This is a genomic window from Paracidovorax valerianellae (genome assembly GCF_900102625.1).
In the GTDB taxonomy this organism is placed as follows: domain Bacteria; phylum Pseudomonadota; class Gammaproteobacteria; order Burkholderiales; family Burkholderiaceae_C; genus Paracidovorax; species Paracidovorax valerianellae.
Window position 1 is genome coordinate 169,475 of record NZ_FMZC01000003.1, and the last position, 20,108, is coordinate 189,582.

21 protein-coding genes and 2 tRNA genes are annotated in these 20,108 nt (G+C 58.5%); 14 read left to right on the forward strand and 9 right to left on the reverse strand.

What is annotated here, in order from left to right; genetic code table 11:
• Positions 1 to 17 precede the first annotated feature (17 nt).
• Together BLT03_RS06045 and BLT03_RS06050 are read left to right on the forward strand one after the other, a co-directional pair.
• The gene (locus tag BLT03_RS06045) at positions 18 to 881 is read left to right on the forward strand and encodes a 3',5'-nucleoside bisphosphate phosphatase (RefSeq protein ID WP_092741359.1); all 864 of its coding nucleotides are present in this window, start codon (positions 18 to 20) and stop codon (positions 879 to 881) included.
• Between the two features lie 10 nt (positions 882 to 891).
• The gene (locus BLT03_RS06050) at positions 892 to 1,527 is read left to right on the forward strand and encodes an L-threonylcarbamoyladenylate synthase (RefSeq protein WP_092741361.1); all 636 of its coding nucleotides are present in this window, start codon (positions 892 to 894) and stop codon (positions 1,525 to 1,527) included.
• Positions 1,528 to 1,562: 35 nt separating this feature from the next.
• Here the strand turns inward: BLT03_RS06050 and BLT03_RS06055 are convergent, their stop codons facing one another.
• Positions 1,563 to 2,840 carry a methyl-accepting chemotaxis protein gene (locus tag BLT03_RS06055; RefSeq protein ID WP_092741362.1) on the reverse strand — a complete coding sequence of 426 codons (1,278 nt, stop codon included), beginning with the start codon at positions 2,838 to 2,840 and terminating at the stop codon, positions 1,563 to 1,565.
• Between the two features lie 185 nt (positions 2,841 to 3,025).
• On the opposite strand from BLT03_RS06055, the gene BLT03_RS06060 reads away from it, so the two are divergent.
• Positions 3,026 to 3,694, forward strand: a complete 669-nt coding sequence (locus BLT03_RS06060; protein WP_092741364.1) for a site-2 protease family protein — start codon at positions 3,026 to 3,028, stop codon at positions 3,692 to 3,694.
• A gap of 88 nt (positions 3,695 to 3,782) precedes the next feature.
• Positions 3,783 to 5,093, forward strand: a complete 1,311-nt coding sequence (locus BLT03_RS06065; RefSeq protein WP_092741366.1) for a tryptophan--tRNA ligase — start codon at positions 3,783 to 3,785, stop codon at positions 5,091 to 5,093.
• 109 nt (positions 5,094 to 5,202) lie between these two features.
• Here the strand turns inward: BLT03_RS06065 and BLT03_RS06070 are convergent.
• Both BLT03_RS06070 and BLT03_RS06075 read right to left on the reverse strand, forming a co-directional pair.
• Positions 5,203 to 5,292: transfer RNA gene (locus BLT03_RS06070), tRNA-Ser, on the reverse strand.
• A gap of 50 nt (positions 5,293 to 5,342) precedes the next feature.
• Positions 5,343 to 5,831: a DUF1993 domain-containing protein gene (locus BLT03_RS06075; protein WP_092741971.1), complete on the reverse strand. Its 489-nt coding sequence runs from the start codon at positions 5,829 to 5,831 to the stop codon at positions 5,343 to 5,345.
• A 508-nt stretch (positions 5,832 to 6,339) separates the two neighbouring features.
• Between BLT03_RS06075 and BLT03_RS06085 the strand changes: the two genes are divergently transcribed.
• Both BLT03_RS06085 and BLT03_RS23800 read left to right on the forward strand, forming a co-directional pair.
• Entirely contained in the window at positions 6,340 to 6,672 is a 333-nt protein-coding gene (locus tag BLT03_RS06085) for a YegP family protein (protein ID WP_092741370.1), read from the forward strand.
• 242 nt (positions 6,673 to 6,914) lie between these two features.
• Positions 6,915 to 7,739, forward strand: a complete 825-nt coding sequence (locus BLT03_RS23800; protein WP_139160332.1) for a hypothetical protein — start codon at positions 6,915 to 6,917, stop codon at positions 7,737 to 7,739.
• A gap of 49 nt (positions 7,740 to 7,788) precedes the next feature.
• On the opposite strand, the gene BLT03_RS06095 is transcribed toward BLT03_RS23800, so the two are convergent.
• Positions 7,789 to 8,640, reverse strand: coding sequence for an FRG domain-containing protein (locus BLT03_RS06095; RefSeq protein ID WP_092741374.1), 852 nt, complete (start codon positions 8,638 to 8,640; stop codon positions 7,789 to 7,791).
• Between the two features lie 630 nt (positions 8,641 to 9,270).
• Between BLT03_RS06095 and BLT03_RS06100 the strand changes: the two genes are divergently transcribed.
• Positions 9,271 to 9,537, forward strand: a complete 267-nt coding sequence (locus BLT03_RS06100; RefSeq protein WP_139160333.1) for a hypothetical protein — start codon at positions 9,271 to 9,273, stop codon at positions 9,535 to 9,537.
• 179 nt (positions 9,538 to 9,716) lie between these two features.
• A complete protein-coding gene (locus BLT03_RS06105) occupies positions 9,717 to 11,096 on the forward strand; it encodes an AAA family ATPase (RefSeq protein WP_175537674.1) in 1,380 nt (459 codons plus the stop codon).
• A 289-nt stretch (positions 11,097 to 11,385) separates the two neighbouring features.
• On the opposite strand, the gene BLT03_RS06110 is transcribed toward BLT03_RS06105, so the two are convergent.
• Together BLT03_RS06110 and BLT03_RS06120 are read right to left on the reverse strand one after the other, a co-directional pair.
• Entirely contained in the window at positions 11,386 to 12,465 is a 1,080-nt protein-coding gene (locus tag BLT03_RS06110; RefSeq protein WP_175537675.1) for an RES family NAD+ phosphorylase, read from the reverse strand.
• Between the two features lie 869 nt (positions 12,466 to 13,334).
• Complete coding sequence (locus BLT03_RS06120; RefSeq protein ID WP_092741973.1) at positions 13,335 to 13,568, reverse strand: helix-turn-helix domain-containing protein; 234 nt, start codon at positions 13,566 to 13,568, stop codon at positions 13,335 to 13,337.
• 119 nt (positions 13,569 to 13,687) lie between these two features.
• Here BLT03_RS06120 and BLT03_RS06125 point away from each other — a divergent pair, with 119 nt between their 5' ends.
• From BLT03_RS06125 to BLT03_RS06145, 6 genes are all read left to right on the forward strand, one after another.
• A complete protein-coding gene (locus BLT03_RS06125; protein ID WP_175537676.1) occupies positions 13,688 to 14,185 on the forward strand; it encodes a DUF1643 domain-containing protein in 498 nt (165 codons plus the stop codon).
• A gap of 39 nt (positions 14,186 to 14,224) precedes the next feature.
• Positions 14,225 to 14,788, forward strand: coding sequence for a hypothetical protein (locus BLT03_RS23805; RefSeq protein WP_139160334.1), 564 nt, complete (start codon positions 14,225 to 14,227; stop codon positions 14,786 to 14,788).
• The gene (locus BLT03_RS06130; RefSeq protein WP_092741386.1) at positions 14,785 to 16,065 is read left to right on the forward strand and encodes a tyrosine-type recombinase/integrase; all 1,281 of its coding nucleotides are present in this window, start codon (positions 14,785 to 14,787) and stop codon (positions 16,063 to 16,065) included. Before BLT03_RS23805 ends, BLT03_RS06130 begins: the two co-directional genes overlap by 4 nt.
• A gap of 82 nt (positions 16,066 to 16,147) precedes the next feature.
• Positions 16,148 to 16,765 (forward strand): hypothetical protein, encoded by a 618-nt coding sequence (locus BLT03_RS06135; RefSeq protein ID WP_092741388.1) that lies wholly within the window; start codon positions 16,148 to 16,150, stop codon positions 16,763 to 16,765.
• 8 nt (positions 16,766 to 16,773) lie between these two features.
• Positions 16,774 to 16,980 (forward strand): hypothetical protein, encoded by a 207-nt coding sequence (locus BLT03_RS06140; RefSeq protein ID WP_092741390.1) that lies wholly within the window; start codon positions 16,774 to 16,776, stop codon positions 16,978 to 16,980.
• Between the two features lie 474 nt (positions 16,981 to 17,454).
• Positions 17,455 to 18,357 carry a DNA-methyltransferase gene (locus BLT03_RS06145; protein WP_245711260.1) on the forward strand — a complete coding sequence of 301 codons (903 nt, stop codon included), beginning with the start codon at positions 17,455 to 17,457 and terminating at the stop codon, positions 18,355 to 18,357.
• On the opposite strand, the gene BLT03_RS06150 is transcribed toward BLT03_RS06145, so the two are convergent.
• The 3 genes from BLT03_RS06150 to BLT03_RS06160 form a co-directional block, all read right to left on the reverse strand.
• Positions 18,354 to 19,106, reverse strand: a complete 753-nt coding sequence (locus BLT03_RS06150; RefSeq protein WP_092741394.1) for a ScaI family restriction endonuclease — start codon at positions 19,104 to 19,106, stop codon at positions 18,354 to 18,356. The genes BLT03_RS06145 and BLT03_RS06150 overlap by 4 nt on opposite strands.
• Before the next feature lie 266 nt (positions 19,107 to 19,372).
• Positions 19,373 to 19,457 (reverse strand) — tRNA-Ser (locus tag BLT03_RS06155).
• Between the two features lie 102 nt (positions 19,458 to 19,559).
• Complete coding sequence (locus BLT03_RS06160; RefSeq protein ID WP_092741396.1) at positions 19,560 to 20,072, reverse strand: DUF1993 domain-containing protein; 513 nt, start codon at positions 20,070 to 20,072, stop codon at positions 19,560 to 19,562.
• Between the last annotated feature and the right edge of the window lie 36 nt (positions 20,073 to 20,108).

Genomic DNA, 20,108 nt, shown 5'->3' on the forward strand with positions numbered 1-20,108 from the left:
GGTCCTAGAATCGCCACGTGTCCATCCTTCTCAACGCCGACCTGCACTGCCATTCCGTGGTTTCCGACGGCACGCTCACGCCGGAGGAACTCGCGGCCCGGGCGCACGCCAACGGCGTCGAGCTCTGGGCGCTGACCGACCACGACGAGATCGGCGGCCAGCACCGCGCCATGGCCGCCGCCGCATTGCATGGCCTGCCCTACCTCACCGGGGTAGAGATTTCGGTCACTTTCGCCGACACCACGGTGCACATCGTCGGCCTGGGTTTCGATCCGGACGATGCGCAGCTCAGCCATGGGCTGGCAGCCACCCGAGGCGGCCGCGGCGAACGCGCGATGGAGATGTCCCGCCAGCTGGCACAGGTCGGCATCCGCGGTGCCTACGAAGGGGCGCTGCGCTACGTAGGCAACCCTGAGTTGATCTCCCGCACGCACTTTGCGCGCTTCCTGGTCGAGACCGGCGTGTGCCGCGACACCTCGGAGGTGTTCCGCAAATACCTCACCGAAGGCAAGCCCGGCTATGTGCCGCACCGCTGGGCTGCGCTCGGCGATGCCGTGCGGTGGATCAGCGAGGCCGGCGGCATGGCCGTCATCGCCCATCCAGCCCGCTACAAGTTCAGCGCGAATGCCGAGTACGCGCTCTTCACCGAATTCATCCAGCACGGCGGGCGCGGCGTGGAGGTGGTCACGGGCAGCCATTCGGTGGCCGAATATGGCGTGTATGCCGGTATGGCCACCGAGTTCAAGCTCGCCGCGTCGCGCGGCAGCGACTTTCACAGCCCGGACGAGTCGCACACCGATCTGGGCGCCCTGCCCTCGCTGCCCGGCGCCTTGACGCCCGTTTGGGAATTGCTGGCAGACCGCATCCATACCGCCGCCTGAGGACCGCCCCGTGGCACAGTATTTCGAAGTCCATCCCGACAATCCGCAACCCCGGCTGCTCAAGCAGGGCGCCGCGCTGCTCAAGCAAGGCGCCGTTCTGGCCGTGCCCACCGATTCCAGCTATGCGCTGGTGTGCCAGCTCGACGACAAGACCGCCGTAGACCGCCTGCGCCGCATTCGGCAGGTGGACGACAAGCACCACCTCACCTTGCTATGCCGCGACCTGTCGGAGCTGGCCAACTACGCCCGCGTGGACAACCGCCAGTACCGCCTGCTCAAGCTGGCCACCCCCGGCCCGTACACGTTCATCCTGGACGCCACCAAGGAAGTGCCCCGCCGCGTGAGCCATCCGCAGCGCAAGACCATCGGCCTGCGCGTGCCGGACCGCAAGGGTCTGCAACTGCTGCTGGAGTTGCATGGCGCGCCACTCCTAGCCACCACCTTCATCGCGCCGGGTGAAACGCTGCCGCTGAACGACCCGCGCGAAATCCGCGAACGCTACGAACACCAGATCGATGCCGTCGTCGATGCTGGCGCCTGCCCGCTGGAGCCCACCACCGTGGTGGACCTGACCGACATGTACAACGGCGGCGAGCCCCGCGTGGTGCGCGAAGGCCGCGGGAGCCTGGAAGCGCTGGGGCTTTGAAGGGCCCGGATCTGTAGGGTTGGCTGCCCTGGCGTTCAGGCCTGTAGCTGCGGCACAGAAGACGAGCGCACCGGCATCGCGGTCGGGCCGGATGGCCCGGATGGCGCATCGTCATCGTCCAGCTTGAAGGCGCCCACGGCGCGCTGCAGGTCGCTGGCACGCTCCGACAGCACCGACGCCGCGCGTGCAGCGGCCTCCACCATGGCCGCGTTCTGCTGCGTGGCGCCATCCATGTGCGCGACGGATTGGTTCACATGGGCGATGCCATCGCTCTGTTCCTGCAGTGCGTGCGAAATCTCTCCGAGCAAGGCAGTGACCTGGCCCACGTCGTGCACGATCTCCTGCATCGTCTTGCCCGCCTGCCCGACCAGGCCAGTGCCGTTTTGCACCTGCTGGACCGATTCCTGGATCAGCGTCTTGATCTCGCGCGCCGCGACGGCGCTGCGCTGCGCCAGGCTCCGCACTTCGGAGGCCACCACGGCGAAGCCCCGGCCCTGCTCGCCGGCCCGTGCGGCCTCGACCGCAGCGTTCAGCGCGAGGATGTTGGTTTGAAAGGCAATGCCCTCGATCACCTGGATGATGTCCACGATCTTGTGGGAGCTGCCGCTGATCGCCTGCATGGTCTGCACGACCTCGCCCACGACGGCCCCGCCGCGCTCGGCCGTGGCGGAAGCGGCCACGGCCAGCCCACTGGCCGAGCGTGCCCGGTCGGCGTTCTGGCGCACGGTGGAAGTGAGCTGCTCCATGCTTGCAGCGGTTTCTGTCAGGGACGAGACCTGCTCCTGCGTGCGACGCGACAGATCGGAGTTGCCTGCATCGATATCGCCGGCGCACAGGGTGATGGCATCGGTGGACTGCTTGATGCGCGACACCAGCTCGGTCAGCGTGTCTTCCATGGTGCCCAGCGCCCCCAGAAGCCGCCCAAAATCGCCTTGCAGGTCGGAGCTGAACTCTTTGCTCAAATCGCCTGCGGCCACGGTTTCGGCGATCACGATGGCCTGGGCCAGCGGGCTCACGATGCCCTGGCGCAGCATCCAGAACGCGGCGATGGCCACGGCAAACACCGCCCCGCCCAGTATCAGCAGCCACATGCGCACATCGTCGAGCTGGGCCTGGGCCGCCTGAACGGCTTGCACCAGGGGCTGCCGCTGCGCATCGGCCAGTCCACCCGCCAATTGCAAGGCGGCACGGTGCGAATCCTGAGCCCGGCCGATATCGGCAAGGCCGACCAACACCAGCAAGGCCATCAACGCGGCCAGCGCACCAAACGCCAAGACCAGGCGCGTACCAATCCTCAGTCTGTCCAAGCCCATGATCGACTGTCTCCTAATGCCTGTTGTATTGGTTATTGCAGGCAGCCACTGGCGCCTGGCGGTGTGCACAGGCTTGCGTTTGCAGCATGCCGCCCCATGCTATCAACGATCTCGCCAGGCGCCCTCCGTAGTTGCGCTGATGCCCACGGAAAGACCGCGCTCCAGCGTCTGAGACAATCCAGCCCGTGGACTTCTCCAACCTCATCCAAACCGTACTCATCTACGCACTGCCGGTGCTCTTCGCCATCACGGTGCACGAGGCCGCCCACGGCTACGCGGCGCGCCACTTCGGCGACCAGACCGCATTCATGATGGGCCGCATCACGCTCAACCCGCTCAAGCACATCGACCCGGTCGGCACCATCCTGATGCCGCTGTTGCTGTACTTCGCCACATCGGGGGCCTTTCTCTTCGGTTACGCGAAGCCGGTGCCGGTGAATTTCGGCAACCTGCGCAACCCCAAGCGCGACATGATCTGGGTGGCGCTCGCGGGGCCGGCATCGAACTTCTTTCAGGCCATCCTGTGGGCGGTGTTTCTCATCGCGCTGGTCGGATTCGGCGTGCAGGAGCGCTTCTTCATGGAAATGGCGCGCGCCGGCATGCTGGTGAACCTCGTCATGTGGGCCTTCAACCTGTTTCCACTGCCGCCGCTCGATGGCGGGCGCATCCTGGTCGGACTGCTGCCCTGGAAACAGGCGCAGATGGTGTCCCGCATCGAGCCCTACGGTTTCTTCATCGTGCTGGCGCTGGTCGTTGCCGGCGTGGTGGGCGCAGTCTGGCTGCGGCCCCTCATGTCGCTTGGCTATTCGGCCATCAACCTGCTGCTCACGCCCCTGATGGCGCTGGTGCGCTGATCGGCACGCTGCAGCACTGGCAGCCGCCCAGGCAGGGTCAAACCGAACCTGCGTTCATTCCATTTCGTTTTCTGCGGACTTTGCTTCCATGACCACCACGCGCTTTCTCACCGGCATCACCACCACGGGCACGCCGCACCTGGGCAACTTCGTCGGGTCCATCCGCCCTTCCGTGGCTGCCAGCCTGCAGCCCGGCGTGCAGAGCTTTTACTTTTTGGCGGACTACCACGCACTCATCAAATGCGAAGACCCGGCGCGCATCCAGCGGTCCACGCTCGAGATCGCGGCCAGCTGGCTCGCCGCAGGCTTGAACCCCGAGCACGTGACGTTCTACCGGCAGTCCGACATTCCGGAGATCCCCGAACTCAACTGGCTGCTGAGCTGCGTGACCGGCAAGGGTGTGCTCAACCGCGCCCATGCCTACAAGGCCTCGCAAGACAAGAACACCGCTGCCGGCCGCGATGCCGATGACGGCGTGACTGCCGGCCTGTTCATGTACCCCGTGCTCATGGGCGCCGACATCCTGATGTTCAAGGCCCACAAGGTGCCGGTGGGCCGTGACCAGGTGCAGCACATCGAAATGGCGCGCGACATGGCGGCCAGCTTCAATCACCTGTACGGCGAGCACTTCGTGCTGCCCGAAGCCGCCATCGACGAGCACGTGGCCACCCTGCCCGGCCTCGACGGCCGCAAGATGAGCAAGAGCTACGACAACACGATCCCGCTCTTTTCGTCGCGCGAGCAACTGCGCAAGCTGATCGGCGGCATCCTGACCGACTCCCGCGCGCCCGGTGAGCCCAAAGACACCGAAGGCTCGGCCCTGTTCCAGATCTACCAGGCCTTCGCCACCGAAGCCGAAACGGCCGCGCTGCGCCAGCAATATGCCGAAGGCATCGCCTGGGGCGACGCCAAACAAGTGCTGTTCGAACGCGTGGACCAGGTCATCGCCCCCATGCGTGCACGCTACGAAGCGCTGATGGCCGACCCATCGCAGATCGAAGACACCCTGCTGGCCGGCGCTGAACGCGCACGGGCCATCGCCACGCCTTTCACCCGTGAACTGCGCGCCGCCGTAGGCCTGCGCAGCCTGCGCACGGCAGGTGCCGCGACGACGCCGGCGCAAGCCAAGCCCGCCAAGGCGGCGCTGCCTTCGTTCAAGCAATACCGCGAGGCAGACGGCAAGTTCTATTTCAAGCTGGTGGCTGCGGATGGCCGCGTGCTGCTGCAGAGTACTGGCTTCGACGCGCCAAGAGATGCGGGCCAGGCGATTGCTCGGCTGCAGAAGGAAACTGGGGCGCTGCAGGCGTTGAAGGCTTGTCTGGTGCCTGTGGCAGGTGTTGAAGAGGGTGAAGTGGGCGAGGCCTTGCAGGCGCTGGCTATGGCAGCAGCGGCAGACTGACGCTGAAAGGAAACGGGCCGAACTGGGCGAAAGCCTGAGGAAGCGGCCTTGATCCAATAAAAAGAGCCCACAAAAAAGCGCCCCGAAAGGCGCTTGTTTGTTTACTTACTGGCGGAGAGGGTGGGATTCGAACCCACGGTAGTGTTGCCACTACGCCTGATTTCGAGTCAGGTACATTCGACCACTCTGCCACCTCTCCTGTGTGTCGAAGCCGGAATTCTAGCAGGAAGTTGGGGCTCTCCAGGCGGCTCAGTACTTGCCCATGTAGTCGCGCTTGCCCAATTCCACGCCGTTGTGTCGCGCAATGGCATACGTGGCATTCACGTGAAAGAAGAACTGCGGCAGGCCGTAGTGCAGCAGGTAGTGCTCGCCGGCGAACTGCTTTTCGCGGGGCGTGCCGGGCTGCAGCGTGATCTGGCGCGTGGCGGCTTCGTTGAAAGACTCGGCGGGCAGGCCTTCGATGAATGCCAGCACGGCGTCGATGCGGGCTTGCAGATCGGCAAAGCCGACTCGCTCGGGATCGGGCATCGAGGGAACATCAGCGCCGGCCAGCCGTGCGGCGATGCCTTTGGCGAAATCGCAGGCCACCAGCACCTGGCGGGACAGCGGGAACATGTCAGGGAACAAGCGTGCCTGCAGCAGCGCGTCCGCATCGATCTTGCGTGCGGTCGCGTGGGTAGGTCGATGGGTAGCCAACAAGTTCTTACACCCGAAGAAGCCATTTGTAACAATAGGGATCGGGACACTATAGGTAGTGTCTTGCCATGATGTGAGACCCCATCTATAGTGTCTCCATGGGTTTTCATCCAGCAAAAGAAGACCCACCGAGAGTTACAGCTCTGGGTGGGTCTAGCAGACCACCGTTACCCGGCGAAATCTGCTCCTGAACTCACGTCCTAGGAAACGTTGAGCATAGCTGAGTCGTTCACGACAAGCTGTAAGGGTTCTTAAGCACCGGGGGCAGGCTGTTACCGAAAGGATTTTTATGACAGCAGGAAAGAAGCCCGGTACGAGTACCGGCAACAGTGGCGGCATCTTCCAAGAAGTGGGGCCCCGTGGTGGACTCCGTGACAACTTCGCGGCAGTGCCTGACCGTAAGCCTTTGCCTCCAACTACGACTCCTGGCAGTACATGGAAGCCAGTAAGCCGTACGCCGAATAGCAAGCGGTGACGTAGCCCGGTGTGGGCAGTCGTAAATCTTTTGCGATTGCCCTCACCTCATCAATGCTCAACAAAGGAATACCAGATGTCCGGAATTTTTCACCTCAAGCGCAGCGGTACTCAGTACATGTTTAATCTCAAGTCCTCCGGGAATGGGGAGACTGTCCTGACCAGTGAGCGCTACACAACCAAGCAAAACGCAGACGCTGGCATCGCATCGGTGAAAGCAAATGCTCCATACGATGGGCGCTATCAGAAGCTGACTGCCAGCAACGGCAGCCCTTACTTCACGCTCACCGCCACAAATGGCCAAGTGATCGGAACTAGCGAGTTGTACTCGTCCACCACGGCGCGTGACAACGGGATCACCTGGGTGAAGACGAATGCCCCATCTGCATCTACCGTCGATCTGACGTAATTGGCGTTCCTGAGCGCGGCTAATCTGCCGCGCTCAAGCACTCCCGCGTGCTGGCTGTCTAACAGCTACAGCCAGACCTTCCGGCGGCGCTCTCCGACTGATTCTGAGTCCCATGTCCAGCCGCCCAAGGTAGGCCCGTAGTCGTGTCTGAGTACTCCAAATAGAGCGAGCACTGTGTGGACTCAACAGCCCTAAAAAATCATGATCCAATCTTCGATTAATCTGCACCAGAGGAGAGGGTCTTGCCACGTTCCCAACGGCTGAAAGCGCAAAGAGCGGCTGAAGTTCCCAAGCCAAGATCGCTATTTACAGACGGACTGATCATTGCAGGTGCTACTGCGGCGGCCTACCTTCTAACGTTCGCCTACGAATACGGTTACTGCGCGTATTTCGGAATACCAGGCTTCTTGATCGAGCCTTCAACCGGAACAATCCTCTTCGCAGCAATGTGCATTTTAGGGGCAATTATCCTGCTCATAGAAATGAGCCACTTGCCTCGTGAATTGTTGGTAGCGATACCCTGGCCACGGCTACGGATACGGTTAATATTAATAGCACTCATGTGGATTACCCCCATGCTAACAGGTGCACCATTCCGCTGGCTTATGATGCTAAGCCTAATCACCTGGACGCTGATCCTCCTTTCGGACTACATCTTTGCGCTAATTTTTACAGATGGTTCGTTTATCCAACGTATGTCGCGGGGGGAGGCAGAAACCGCAACCTCTAAATCTGCATGGGACGGCGTCAAGAGAGCATTCGGCGCAACGGCGGTTGGTTTAGTGCTGATCATCTATATGGCATTGCTTAGGGCCTGGATAATCGGCACTACCCACGCACGCTTCCAAGACAGCTTCATCGTTCTCAAATCGGCACCGGATATTGCTGTCATAAAACGGTATGGTGATCGCTTAATTGCTATTCGTTACGAAGGCACTCCACCGAGAGCAACCGGCGAGTTCAGAGTAATCGATAAGGATCAGGCTGGAGAGTTCATAAATTTAAACAAAATCTCCATTGAGTCGGTCCGTAGGCAAATAGACAACGACTCCAAGTCCAAAAACTAGCACCAAATAATACCGTAGGATCTGAAGCGTAAGCAGCAGATCGTGAAAATCAATACAGCTCAGTCCTTAACGCCTCAAACTCCCAGCGTAAAAACCGCCCAAGCCCAACGATGTCCGGAAACAGGGATTTCGCACTTACGCCCTTCTCCTCGGACAGAAATCTCAAGATGTCTCGCTTGCGGCTGGCTCGGATGATGTGACGACCAAATGACTGACATGTACGCTCATTTCCGTGACGTAAGATAGCGAGTCTCCACAGGAGTTGGGAGTGGTCAACAGTCGCATTGTCGCTTGCCGTCAATTGCCCTCGCTGCGCTACGAGGCGCGCATTGGATGTGGGCTCGACTACAGCCAATAACGGCATCCCCCATCTCGGGTGGTACTCAGTCGGGCGCCCACCAATCGAGGCGGCAATCCGCTCCCTCACCGCCGACGTTGTTAGCTCATCTGGCGTCAAGTCAAGTAGTGAGCTATCCACAAACCAAAGCTCTGCATCCTTGCTAGCGCTGGACGCACACGCGAAGTATGCGGCCACCCAGACACTCTCGGACCAATCGAGCAAGCGGCTCGGTACCTCGTAGTGCTGCATAAGACTCAACACGTCTACATCTGATCGCGCCACAACATCATCAGCCGATGGCATATCAGCAGGCAATGTCTTTAGGTCACGATAGTGCGTCCGGAAATTCCTGATCAGTCGCCGCTCCAACAACGCTGCAGCGTCGTGGGCGCCACCTTGGGTAGCACGGGCCAATGTTGGCTGAAGGTTTGCATATGTCTCGGCTTGCCCCCTGAAGAGCATTGGCCCTTGCTCAAAATTCAGGCGCTCTAAATGCTCGGCCCAGGTCATCAGGTCTGACGGGGATGTGATCTCTGCGCGGGTGATCTCAGTAAGGTTCATGGTTGGCTCAAGCTAAGAACGGATACGTCCACCGTCTCCAGATGATGCTGCCACAAGGGGACTGTCCATCGGAGCATCGAAGACTCACCCCACCTCCGCGATCTGATCTTCGGGATGGCAGCGTAGCCAGCCATGCACGTCTCCCCCTCGCGCTACCCCTCATCCGTCGGCAAGTCGGCTGGCCCTAGCGCAAGCATTAGGACGTGTTTGACTCAGTCCCGATGAAGTTACAAATTACACAAATAGATACAAACTGTATGGAAATACAGGCGTAGTCGAAGGCCTCTACGCCGCTTCTCCATGTGGCCTGCGCAATTCCTGCTCCAGCACACAAAACTCAGGAGAAATTTCATATGGCGATAAATTCAGCCTATTTCCGACTATATCTGCCTATCTACCTGCCCAGTCCGGCGTTTCGCGACACCAAGCTGAACCTCCCTATGCGAGGTCAGCAGCAGAATTTTGTAACAGCGGAACAGTTGCACGCGTCAATGCCGTCCGTGGATTTGGAGTGCTCTGGCGCCGTCCCTCAGGTTCTCTAACCGCTCACTGAATCCAAAACCTACCTCACATCTTGCAGGTGGCAGTCGCGTGCTAAGCGACAGCCTGCACATCATCAAGGAATCAATCATGACTCAAATGGACCAATTCACCCTGAATCTGTTGACCGCCTGCATGCTTCAGCAGCAGCAAACGCTCAAAAAGATGGAGGAATCTGCGCACAGCATCACGAAACGCTTGGCCTCAATCGAAGAAATGCTGGAGTGGATTGAGCATCGCCAGCGCATTGCCGCTCAGCCTGCGAATCAACTGAGATCACGAAACGAAAAGCAGATCACGCGCGCCTCGAACCGCCAGAAATCTGCCGCGCGCAAACGCCGTCCAGCAAACGCATGAGCTGAGTAATAGAGGGGCCTCCGCCCCTTTCCGCTCGTATGTCGCAGACGTCGATCGGTGAAGCCATCACATGTCCGAGCCCGGCGTCCTGCACACACCCCAAGTCCCTATAAATCTAGAAACCCGAAATGAATACTCAGATCAATAGTCAGCCGACGAACTCCGGAGAAGACTACTCCATGGCCGCCATCCTCGAATACCAGCGCAATGTGCGCGAGCAGTTGGAAGCCGACAATCTGGCCGTTGGGCAGCCGGCCACTTGCAATGACAGAAGCCACATTGCGAAGCTGGCCGTCGCCAAAGCTTTGGGTCTCAATGCCGAGCAGATCACAACGAAAAATGAACAGACAAAAGCTTATTGCACGACGCCCAAACTGGATGCTGAACCGCAGCTCAACGCGTCAGTGGTGGCTCGTACATCTGCCTCGGCTGAAATGCCCCTGCCGCTCTTACCTCGGCCTCCTCACCAATTGCCAGAACCTACCCTGCCACTCCCGGGGGGTGTAACGCGGGGACTGCCGACCCATACCTCGCAGGACTTCCGTCACATGCCCCGGCATGTCTGGCTGGTGCGCGATGTTTTCCATGGCGGTGAGGTCGTCATCCTGTGGGGTGAATCCCAGGCGGGCAAGACTGCGCTGCTGCTCGACATGGTCGCAGCCATCGCCAATGGCTCAGACTGGGCAGGGCATCCTGTGACGCGTACCAATGTGCTCTATGTAGCACTGGAGGGGCAAATCGGAGTCCGTACGCGTGTGCAGGCGCTTGAACACGATCAAGGTATTGGCCACCTGGAGGGCGTTCACTATGTCTTCAATTCCTGCAATGTCACTAGCGAAAATGACGTCAACGAGTTGGCACTGACAGCACGAAAGCACGATGCCAAATTTATCGTGATCGACACGCTGTCAGCGTCCATCGCCGGGATGGCGGAAGAGAACAGCAACTCAGCCATGTCCGGGATGATCGCCAACGTACAGCGCCTGACTCAGATGACCGGGGCGGCGGTGTTGCTCGTGCACCACTGCGGTAATGATCCCAAACGAGGCGCCCGTGGCGCGTATGCGCTGCACGCGAACCCAGATGTGTCCATTGAAGTGGGACGTTCGGGCGAACATCGTTATTGGCGCCTGGACAAGGGCCGCGACGGCGAGCCAGCGTCAGGATGGTTCAAGATCGAGGGTGTCAGCTTCCAACCGGACCATGAGCCAGAGCCCCTGAAATCCATCGTGGTGCGACACGTCGAGGATGCAGAGGCTCCGGTTGCCATGCCATCGCCCAAAACCAAGGGACAGGAGCGGGCCGATGAGGCGCTCAAGGCCATCACATTGCACCTGCGCGCAGTAGGCATCGGTGCCAATGGAGAGCAGTCTCCGGGGGAGGCAACCGATGAAGCCATCCGCAAGATCGTCGCGGAAGTATTCAAGGACAAATGCGACAGCGGAGAAGAGGGCTATGGAAGCAACCACCGCGCAAAGAATGTGCGCGACGCGATCCAGGCCCTGCTCGATTCCGGACAACTGATCCGCGAGGGGGATAAGTTGCGTCTGCCAGACTAGCCCCTGGTCTCCCACTCCCCTCGCCCCCTCCCCTAAAGGGGGAGAGGGGGCGGGGGAGCGGGGAACTGGCTTGAAGGGCTGAATGCGGGGAGCTTTCAAGCTGGGTTCCGCACTCCGGAAAGTCATCCACTGCAAAGTGGGCAGTTGCGCCCCATCCTGAGCGTCGACAAAGACCGCCTTGATATCTTCCGGCTCCAGAGAGAACCAGGGAGCGATTAGGGGATACCTGGGTCAGGGGTTGCATTCAATGCGGTGTCCACCAAACGCCTTTTGACCTAGACGCGTGAAGTTACTGCCGACGAGCAATGCCATGTAGCAAAGTTGCCAAAGCGTTTTCTTCGTCTTTCTCGTAATCGCTTTCGTCGTAGTCCTGCCTCAATGCTGGTACAGCGCCGAGTTGGTAGGTTAACGATCGCACATCTTGGATCTCTTCGCTCGCTGTGACCATCGTGCAAACACTAGGATCAAAGCAGACAAGGTTGTAACCTGACGCCACGCTGCTGCTGAACATCAAGCCGTCATATCCTTCTGCGCGCACCGCATCGGCAATAAGTTGAGTGGTTGAGTACAGAAACCGGTGCTCGGGTTGAACTGGAACGTTCAAGACGTCGGCGACCGAAACGATGGTACGCAAATCCTCTAGTCGCTCGTCATGTAAAAAATTACGGATGTCCTGATCCGCAAAATTCGCTACAACGATGTCCCGTTCAAGGCGAAAGGCCGCCGTCGAGATGAGGTGACCGGGATGTGGACGCAGCTCGGCGACAGCGGTGTCTCTATCGGAAGCAAGGTAAAGGATGGCAGCACGGCTGCGATTGAATCTTCCCTCCGTCGCAAGAAGCATAGGCGGAGGACCAATATCCTCGCCGCTGAAAGGTAGGTAGGAAAAAGGACTTGCGGTCGGGTGTAGATCGATACTGCGCAGCCGGAAGTGGACACCGATACGGCCTCGGAAGTGCTGCTGCCCAGCCGTCAGTGTAAGTGTGATGTCGCCCTTCATCGACTGAATGAGTTTCCTTGCCGCGGGCTCAACTTCGTGCGAGTTTCGATTAAGCGAATCCTTCACCAGTGCTTCTACACGCAAGTCACGCCGAGCGCGAATACCATCCAGAATTCCACCGTCCCAATATCCGCCGCCAAGCGTGATGTCCTCGTCAGACGCCGGATACCATCCTCCCCGCTCCTCTATAGGCAAGAAGGCTTCCTCGAAAGCATCTGCGTCTACATCGGCGGGGAGATCAAAAATCGCTTTGCTCGATTTGACTATCTTCTGAAGTGAGTCACCTCCCAAATGGGTGTTGTAGTGCCACTCAGAGAAGTGAAGCCGGATCAGGGCACGTACGATGCGCGCGAGACGCTTATCGTCCACAGCAAGCGCGAGCCCTCCTTCTCGCCTACAGATAGGACACTTGGGAACCAGAACGCCGCGCGAAACGATTTCCTCCCGGAGGTGCTTATTTGCAACACAGTACTGGCAGAAAGATGATCCTTGCATAAAGAGATGCTAACCCGACGGGCGTGGCTGGCTACGTCCTAAACTCATCAAAAATGAGCATCCTTGCCTCTCCGCCTCTCTATCTTCCTTACAAATGTATCGCCCTCCCCAAGTACCCGATTTCCACTACAGAACGAGCAACGAGCAGGACAGCGGCTGCTGGCAGACTGCCATCCTGCCCCTACGGACCGGGCGGGGTGATCGCACTGCAAACAAGCCCCAGATGGATGGCGTAAAACTCAGGTCGCCAATCGGCAATGAAGGTCTCATAAAATCCGGGCATGGCAACAATGACCACCTGCACGCTCAATGGCCACTCCATTGGCATTGATGATGCAATTGACATTAAGGGCACTCGCGTAGTTATCGCGCCCGATTTTCGGTGCACAGAGTGCAACAAACCTGTTCGGCCTCATAGGTCTGGCGGCCACGCAGCAGCGCACTTCGAACACCTTGAACGCAACCCTGACTGCTCCCAAAGTCACGTCGCTCGTTAATCTACAAATCTCGGGTGTTTTGTCATTGCTAAAAGCGGCTTCTGAGCGCTAGTTGACCCACCTACCCGAGATGCAAGGCGTTGTGCCGTCCCACAATGCAACAGCATCCGAACTGACCGGGGCGCATGCAACGCGGGCAGTGAAAACGGATTCCATTGGCCCGGCAGATGACTCATGCAGCCATCTGCGGCCCAGGGCTGGCTAGTCAACCAGCAAACGAGTCGCACCAGGGCACCGGGAGCGCCACTATCGCCGACCAAGAGCCCCATCAATCAAATCTGGAAGCGGCACCTCCAGCGCCTCGGCCACGCGCAGCAGCACAGTCAATGTAGGCTGATTACGCGCCAGCTCCAGCTTGGCGATATACGTTCGATTAATACCCGCGCGATGGGCCAGTTCCTCTTGCGACAAGCGCAGTGCAGCACGCCGGGAGCGAAGCTCGTCGGCGAACGCTGCGATCAATGCCTCGTCCCTGGTCATGGGCAGGAACTGTCTGTTGCCTGACGACTCTATGCACCCGCATATGTGGTACAAAATTGGCTACCGTCTGGGCCGGAGCGGCCTGGGCAGACGCCATGAATGCCCACCTTAAAGTCCCCATGTACGACATTTACCATCCCGACCACGACGACCAGTGGCGCTATACGCTGGGCCGCTCTGGAGCCAATCCGCTGCTGGTCATCGGCCTCAATCCCAGCACTGCCACCCAAGAGAAGCTCGACCCCACTGTGACCCGTGTGGAGAAGGTGGCGCAGCAATGCGGATTCGATGGGTTTGTCATGCTGAACCTCTATCCGGTACGCGCCACCAGTCCGCAGGACTTGCCACCCAAAGCTGACGCCGTGGCCTATGAGCGCAATCTAGAGACCATCGAGAAGATCGTCGCTCAGTACGCCAAACCCACCCTCTGGGCTGCCTGGGGCGAAACGGTGGTGGATCGGCCGTATTTCCTCCGCGCGCGGGACGCACTGCATGGGAGGCTAGCGCAGTACCAACCTCAATGGCGCCGATTCGGTGAACTGACCGCCAGCGGCCATCCCCGCCACCCCAGCCGCCTCAACTACGCCTGGACGCTGGAGCCCTACGAATTGGGCTGAGCTAGGGGGTAGGTTCGCCACCCCACCGCCCTCCCCTCCATGCGCCCCATCGCAGGGGTTGCGTCTGATCTTGAGCGGCAAGAAAACTCGTCCTCTGGCTTGCCCGTCAAGACAACCTGGAAGTTCCCCAGGCCACCTCATCCCCTCTGGAAAAAGCTATTGAAAATCAATGACATAGGAGTCATTGATATGAAATCGATAGCAACAGAGCCAGCAAAATGGGGGAACGCGAGACATCGCCTTGATCCATGCGGGTTTCCAGAGGTCGCACAGGATTTTCAGCACGAACCGGCGCAACGCTCGACGATCTGCTGCATGCAGACATCGCTTCCCCATCAAGCCCATCCTCCAGCGCAAGCGGCCCCACTGCCGCTGCAGTTCATTTACCTTCACCAAACCGATGCCGGGATGATCTCCCGCTACCGGATGTGGATTGAATGGCTGTCCGAAGGGCGCACTCGTCCCGTGTCCGGCGAGTTGATCGCAACCAGCGAATCCAGCGCTCAAGAAGCACTCACATGTACCTCAGTACAGGGTTGGCAATTCTTGATCTATGAGCCACCTGGGCATCCCCGCTCTGCCTCTGCGGAGATGCAGCCATGACGCTCCGCGAACCTCGCAAAGAACTTGGAGCAGCGCAGGTCGCAGCGCTCTGGCGTCGTGGGTCCAACCATGTCGGCGGCGTTCGTGGCCTGATCCTGAACGTCACGATGTACGGCTCACGCAGTTGGGTGCTTCGCTATCAGGTGGCTGGCAAGCGGCGTGACCTGGGCCTGGGCTCGTATCCGTCCGTCACGCTGGCAGATGCACGGGAGGCGGCTCGCGCTGCCCGTGCCAAATTGGCGCAGGGCATCGACCCTATCGAGGATCGGCGCCGGGCTCGGGCCCGTCTGGTCGCTGAAATCCACACCGGCATGACCTTCGGCGAATCGGCCAAGCGCTACATCGCATCCCATGAGAAGGGCTGGAAGAACGCAAAGCATGCGCAGCAGTGGCAGCGGTCGCTCGACATGTATGCCGTGCCGGTGCTGGGCAAGGTGCCCGTGCGCGATATATCCCTGGCGATGGTGCTCAAGGTGCTGGAGCCAATCTGGTCCAGCAAGACGGAGACTGCCACTCGCCTGCGGGGCCGCGTCGAATCCATCATCGACTGGGCCATTGCACGCGGCTACCGCACTGACTCCAATCCTGCACGCTGGAAGGGCCTGCTGGACAAGCTGTTGCCTGCTCCGGGCAAGGTGAGCAAGACCACGCATTTCCAGGCCTTGCCTTATGCCCAGTTGCCGACATTCATGGAGCAGTTGCAGACCCAGGAGGGAATGGGGGCCAAGGCCTTGCTCTTCGTGGTTTTGACAGCGGCCCGCTCCGGAGAAGTCCGTGGCGCGACTTGGGCTGAAATGGATCTGGCTGCACGGGTGTGGACGATTCCTGCCGAGCGCATGAAGGCCAGCAAGGCTCATCGGGTACCTCTGTCGGATGCGTCAGTGGCCCTGCTGCAGGAAATGAAGGCCCTCGCGCTCTCGGCAGGTCGCGCATCCAGCAAATCGTATGTCTTCCCCAGCCCCAACAGCCGCGACCCCGAATTGGGCAGTCAGCTCTCGGACATGACGCTCACGGCAGTGCTGCGTCGATTGAAGGTGCAGGCAGTGCCCCATGGATTTCGATCCACGTTCCGCGACTGGTGCGCTGAGCAGACCGACTACCCCAATGAAGTTGCAGAGATGGCACTTGCCCACGCTGTCGGAAACAAGGTGGAAGCCGCCTACCGACGAGGTGATCTCTTGGTCAAAAGGCAGCAGCTCATGCAGGACTGGGCGAATTACGCCTGTGGCAGTAAGCCAAGCCCATCCACGCAGAACCAAAACGGGGATGGGGCGTGACTGCTGGGCAATCGGAGTGACCGCCGGTCATGGCGCCAACGGCGCATTACGAACACGTGATGTGAACTGAAGAAAGACAACGATGCGATTCCAGAATCCGGCCAATGGCCATATCGAAGAATTTGGGGAGGCCACATGGCTGTGGGTGTTGGTCGGCGGCCCGATCTACTTTGCCTACAAACAGATGTGGCTGCACGTAGCGCTGTCGGCAGTGCTTGCGCCCATCACAGGATTCATGTCTTGGGTGCTGCTGTATCCACTGACCATTAAATGGATCTTGCGAACCCACTACGCCAAGCTCGGGTGGATTGAAATCAAGGAGGGAGTCGCACTGGTCTCCAGTCCATCGGGTGCACGCAGCATCGATGTCCAAATACTGACCGAGCCACCGCAAAACAACTACCGGTCACTGTCGGAGGTGACGGTGAAGCTGACGCGATGGTCTCCGCTGGAGAGGAAATACACCCGCGAGGACGTGGCGCAAAGATTGCGGGAAAAGGCCATGGCCCTCGGAGGCAATGCCGTCATCAACGTGCGCTACGAACAGAGGGATCACACGATAGCGACCGCTGGGTACATCGAAGGACGGGGGCTGGCGATCATCGACGAGTCCGATACGGCGCCCTGTCCGCTCTGCGCCGAGCCGATCAAGCGCGAAGCCGTGCGCTGCAAGCACTGCGGTTCGGACATCCAAAAATAGGAGGCGCCATGCAAGATGACAACGACGGATCGAACTGGACAGACCATGCAATCGGCATTGCCGGGGTGATCTGGATCGTGCTGCTGGGAGTGATGATCTGGGGCATGCTCAAAGCCGTGTGGACCTCGCTCCAAGAGACATCATCCGGATCAACCATAGGAATGACGTGCGGGGCGGCGAGCAAGTCCGAGAGGACAGAACATGACAAACGGTAGGCTCCTGGTACAGATCGGGATAGTTGCCATGCTAGGTATGGGGGGAGCCATGGCGGGCACCTCGGAGTGCTACGCGATCAAGAACCGAGATGCGCGTAGCCAGTGCCTCGCTGCAGTGAAGGGAGACCACTCGTACTGCTACGCTGTCAAGGAACAAGATCAGCGCAGCCTATGCTTGGCTAAGACCAAGCGTCAGCACGAGCGCTGTTATCAAGTCAAAATGGCAGCTGAGCGGCAGAGATGTCTTGCTTGGTCTTCTTGGCCATTTCCTTAAAATTTAGCTATTCATGAGAGTCTCTTGCACAGCCATGAATATGCCTAACTAGAAAAAGCCTTTCTTCTGTAAATGGATATGCAAACCCTGCAGTGCCTTTGGCGCAATCAACATAGCTCATCGAGCATAGGTTTCGGATAGATCCTCGGGGCGGTACTCAGTCCGTGCCAGATGATGGCCCCAAAAAATAGGAAAATGAATTGAAGAACGAAATTGAGCTCTCCCCATCAGCATTTCAACCGGAGGCTGAGCATGCAACAAAACTAGCGCAATTGAGGTTTGAAGGCCTTATTGCTGCTATTGGCGTTCCCGAATATCGAGGTGAGCGCTATGCAATTTACAACGGAGACTGCCTTGACCTTCTGACCCGGATCCCTGAAAACTTCATTGATCTTGCATTCACCTCGCCTCCCTACAATATTGGCAAGGAATACGAGAAGGTGCTTCCAATTAGTGAGTATATTGACTGGTGCGCCGACTGGATCGATAAAATCTATAGAATTACCGCATCTAATGGGGCGTTCGTGCTCAACGTTGGATATGTAACGCTAGCTGATCGAGCGAAATCTATTCCGCTCCCGTACTTGCTTTGGGATCGCGTGCCATTCTTTCTTCAACAAGAAGTCGTCTGGAACTACGGCGCTGGTGTAGCCGCTAAGAAGTTTCTCTCCCCTCGAAATGAAAAGCTATTGTGGTATGTCAAAGACTCAGACAACTATTGCTTCAACTTGGACGATATCCGTGATCCGGATGTTGCCTATCCGAACCAAAAAAAGAACGGGAAGCTGCGTTGCAACACGATAGGGAAAAATCCTTCAGACGTATGGCAAATCGCCAAGGTGACATCTGGTGAAGGACGCGCATCAAAAGAACGCACGCCACATCCGGCGCAGTTCCCTCTTGATCTCTGTGAACGTGTGATCAAAGGCTTTTCTCCCCAAGATGGCATCGTGCTTGACCCATTCCTGGGTTCCGGCTCAACAATTGATGCGTGCCTGAGATCGAATCGCTACTCCATCGGATTTGAAGTTCGTAATGACTACTGCGATATCGCAGCAAATCGAATTGAGAATATCATTCGTCAATCCGCTTCGCTGTTTTAGTACAGATCCTGATACCGCTCACAGGCGGTTACCTGAAGCCTCTGATACTTGATAGGCAAATTTGTTGCTCGGATCAAGTTGCCAATTGTTTTGACTCCAGCAGCAGACAGTTCTCCCGCAGCTCTCGCTCCCACACCCTCGAGCAACAGTACAGAGCCCTCAAGCATGTAAGGACCGAAAATAGGCAACAGCTTGTGCTCGTAAACTTCAGATGGTAGACCAGCCATTTGACCCGTTGCCGATTTCTGAGCTTGCCAGTCGGAAGCATCGATCCATCCGAATCTCAGCAGTGTCAATGTTTGCCCATAGAAATTGACAGTGATGTAGTAGCCAGACTTGTCTTTCTTTGCAGCATCAGCATTTTCAAGCACCTGCCCGTAGCTACGGTTACCAAAAATTTTATAGCCTAGTTGGCCTGAAGCCTTCATCTCCACTGAAAGTGCCTGATCTTGGAGGCAGTGCAAATCCTTTTCTGAACCGATGCCGCCTCGCCAAGCTCCGGGTAGACGTTTCGCAAGCTCCTTCGCGAAAAGCTTCTCAAACATATAGCCTATTACTGTTGCAGGAGGATCAATCTCTGCAATCGGAAATCCGACGATAGCATCACCGACCCACGTGTTCCACAACCGGGTCCAGGAAAGCGTCGCCGCCTCCAGAATCAGATCGCGCGTAAGGGGGTGGCTTTGAACCAACTGGTGTGTTATGGCAGACCATTCATCAACTGGCCTGCCGAAATAAGGAGATACCACTTGTCGCGTCCTTCATGTTGGGCGACCTTGAGTATCTCAAACAACAACGAGCTAAGGTAGCTGGAATACCTTCAACTGGTCGGGATTGTCTACACGGCTCTCTGCAACACTACGTGCGCGAAATAGTCAGCATGCTTCGAGTTTTTGTCTTTGCCTCAAGCATTTGACAGGCTCCATTGCTTATGGACAACTTCTCGATATAGGTAGAGCAATGGGTAAAAATGCAAAACGGGCCGCTCGGGCCCGTTTCTTATGAATTCTTGAAGTGGAGGGTGGGATTCGAACCCACGGTAGTGTTGCCACTACGCCTGATTTCGAGTCAGGTACATTCGACCACTCTGCCACCTCTCCTGTGTGTCGAAGTCGGGATTCTAGCAGGAAGTTTTGGGCTTCCGGCCGCAAAACTGCTGCGGCTTCGATGCTCGTCGCTCATTCGCTACGAGCGCATCAATCTCAATACTTTCCCATGTAGTCGCGCTTGCCCAGTTCTACGCCGTTGTGCCGTGCAATTGCGTACGTGGCGTTCACGTGGAAGAAAAACTGCGGCAGGCCGTAGTGCAGAAGGTAGTGTTCGCCGGCAAACTGCTTTTCGCGGGGCGTGCCTGGCTGCAACGTGATCTGGCGCGTAGCGGCTTCTTCGAAGGAGGCGGCGGGCAGGCCATCGATGAACGCCAGCACGGCGTCCAGCCGGGCTTGCAGGTCGGCGAAACCTGGGCGCTCGTTGTCGGGCATGGACGGCACTTCCGCGCCGGCCAGGCGTGCGGCGATGCCTTTGGCGAAATCGCACGCCACCAACACTTGCCGTGCCAGCGGGAACATGTCGGGGAACAGGCGTGCCTGCAGCAACGCGTCCGGATCGATCTTGCGCGCGGTGGCGTGGGCTTCGGTCTTGGAGAGCACGTCTTTCAGCGATCCGAGCATCTGGCGGAAAACGGGGACGCTGGCGGTGTACATGAAGGCAGTCATTGCGGATCGATTCTGAAAGAAGAAGGGGCCGGCGAA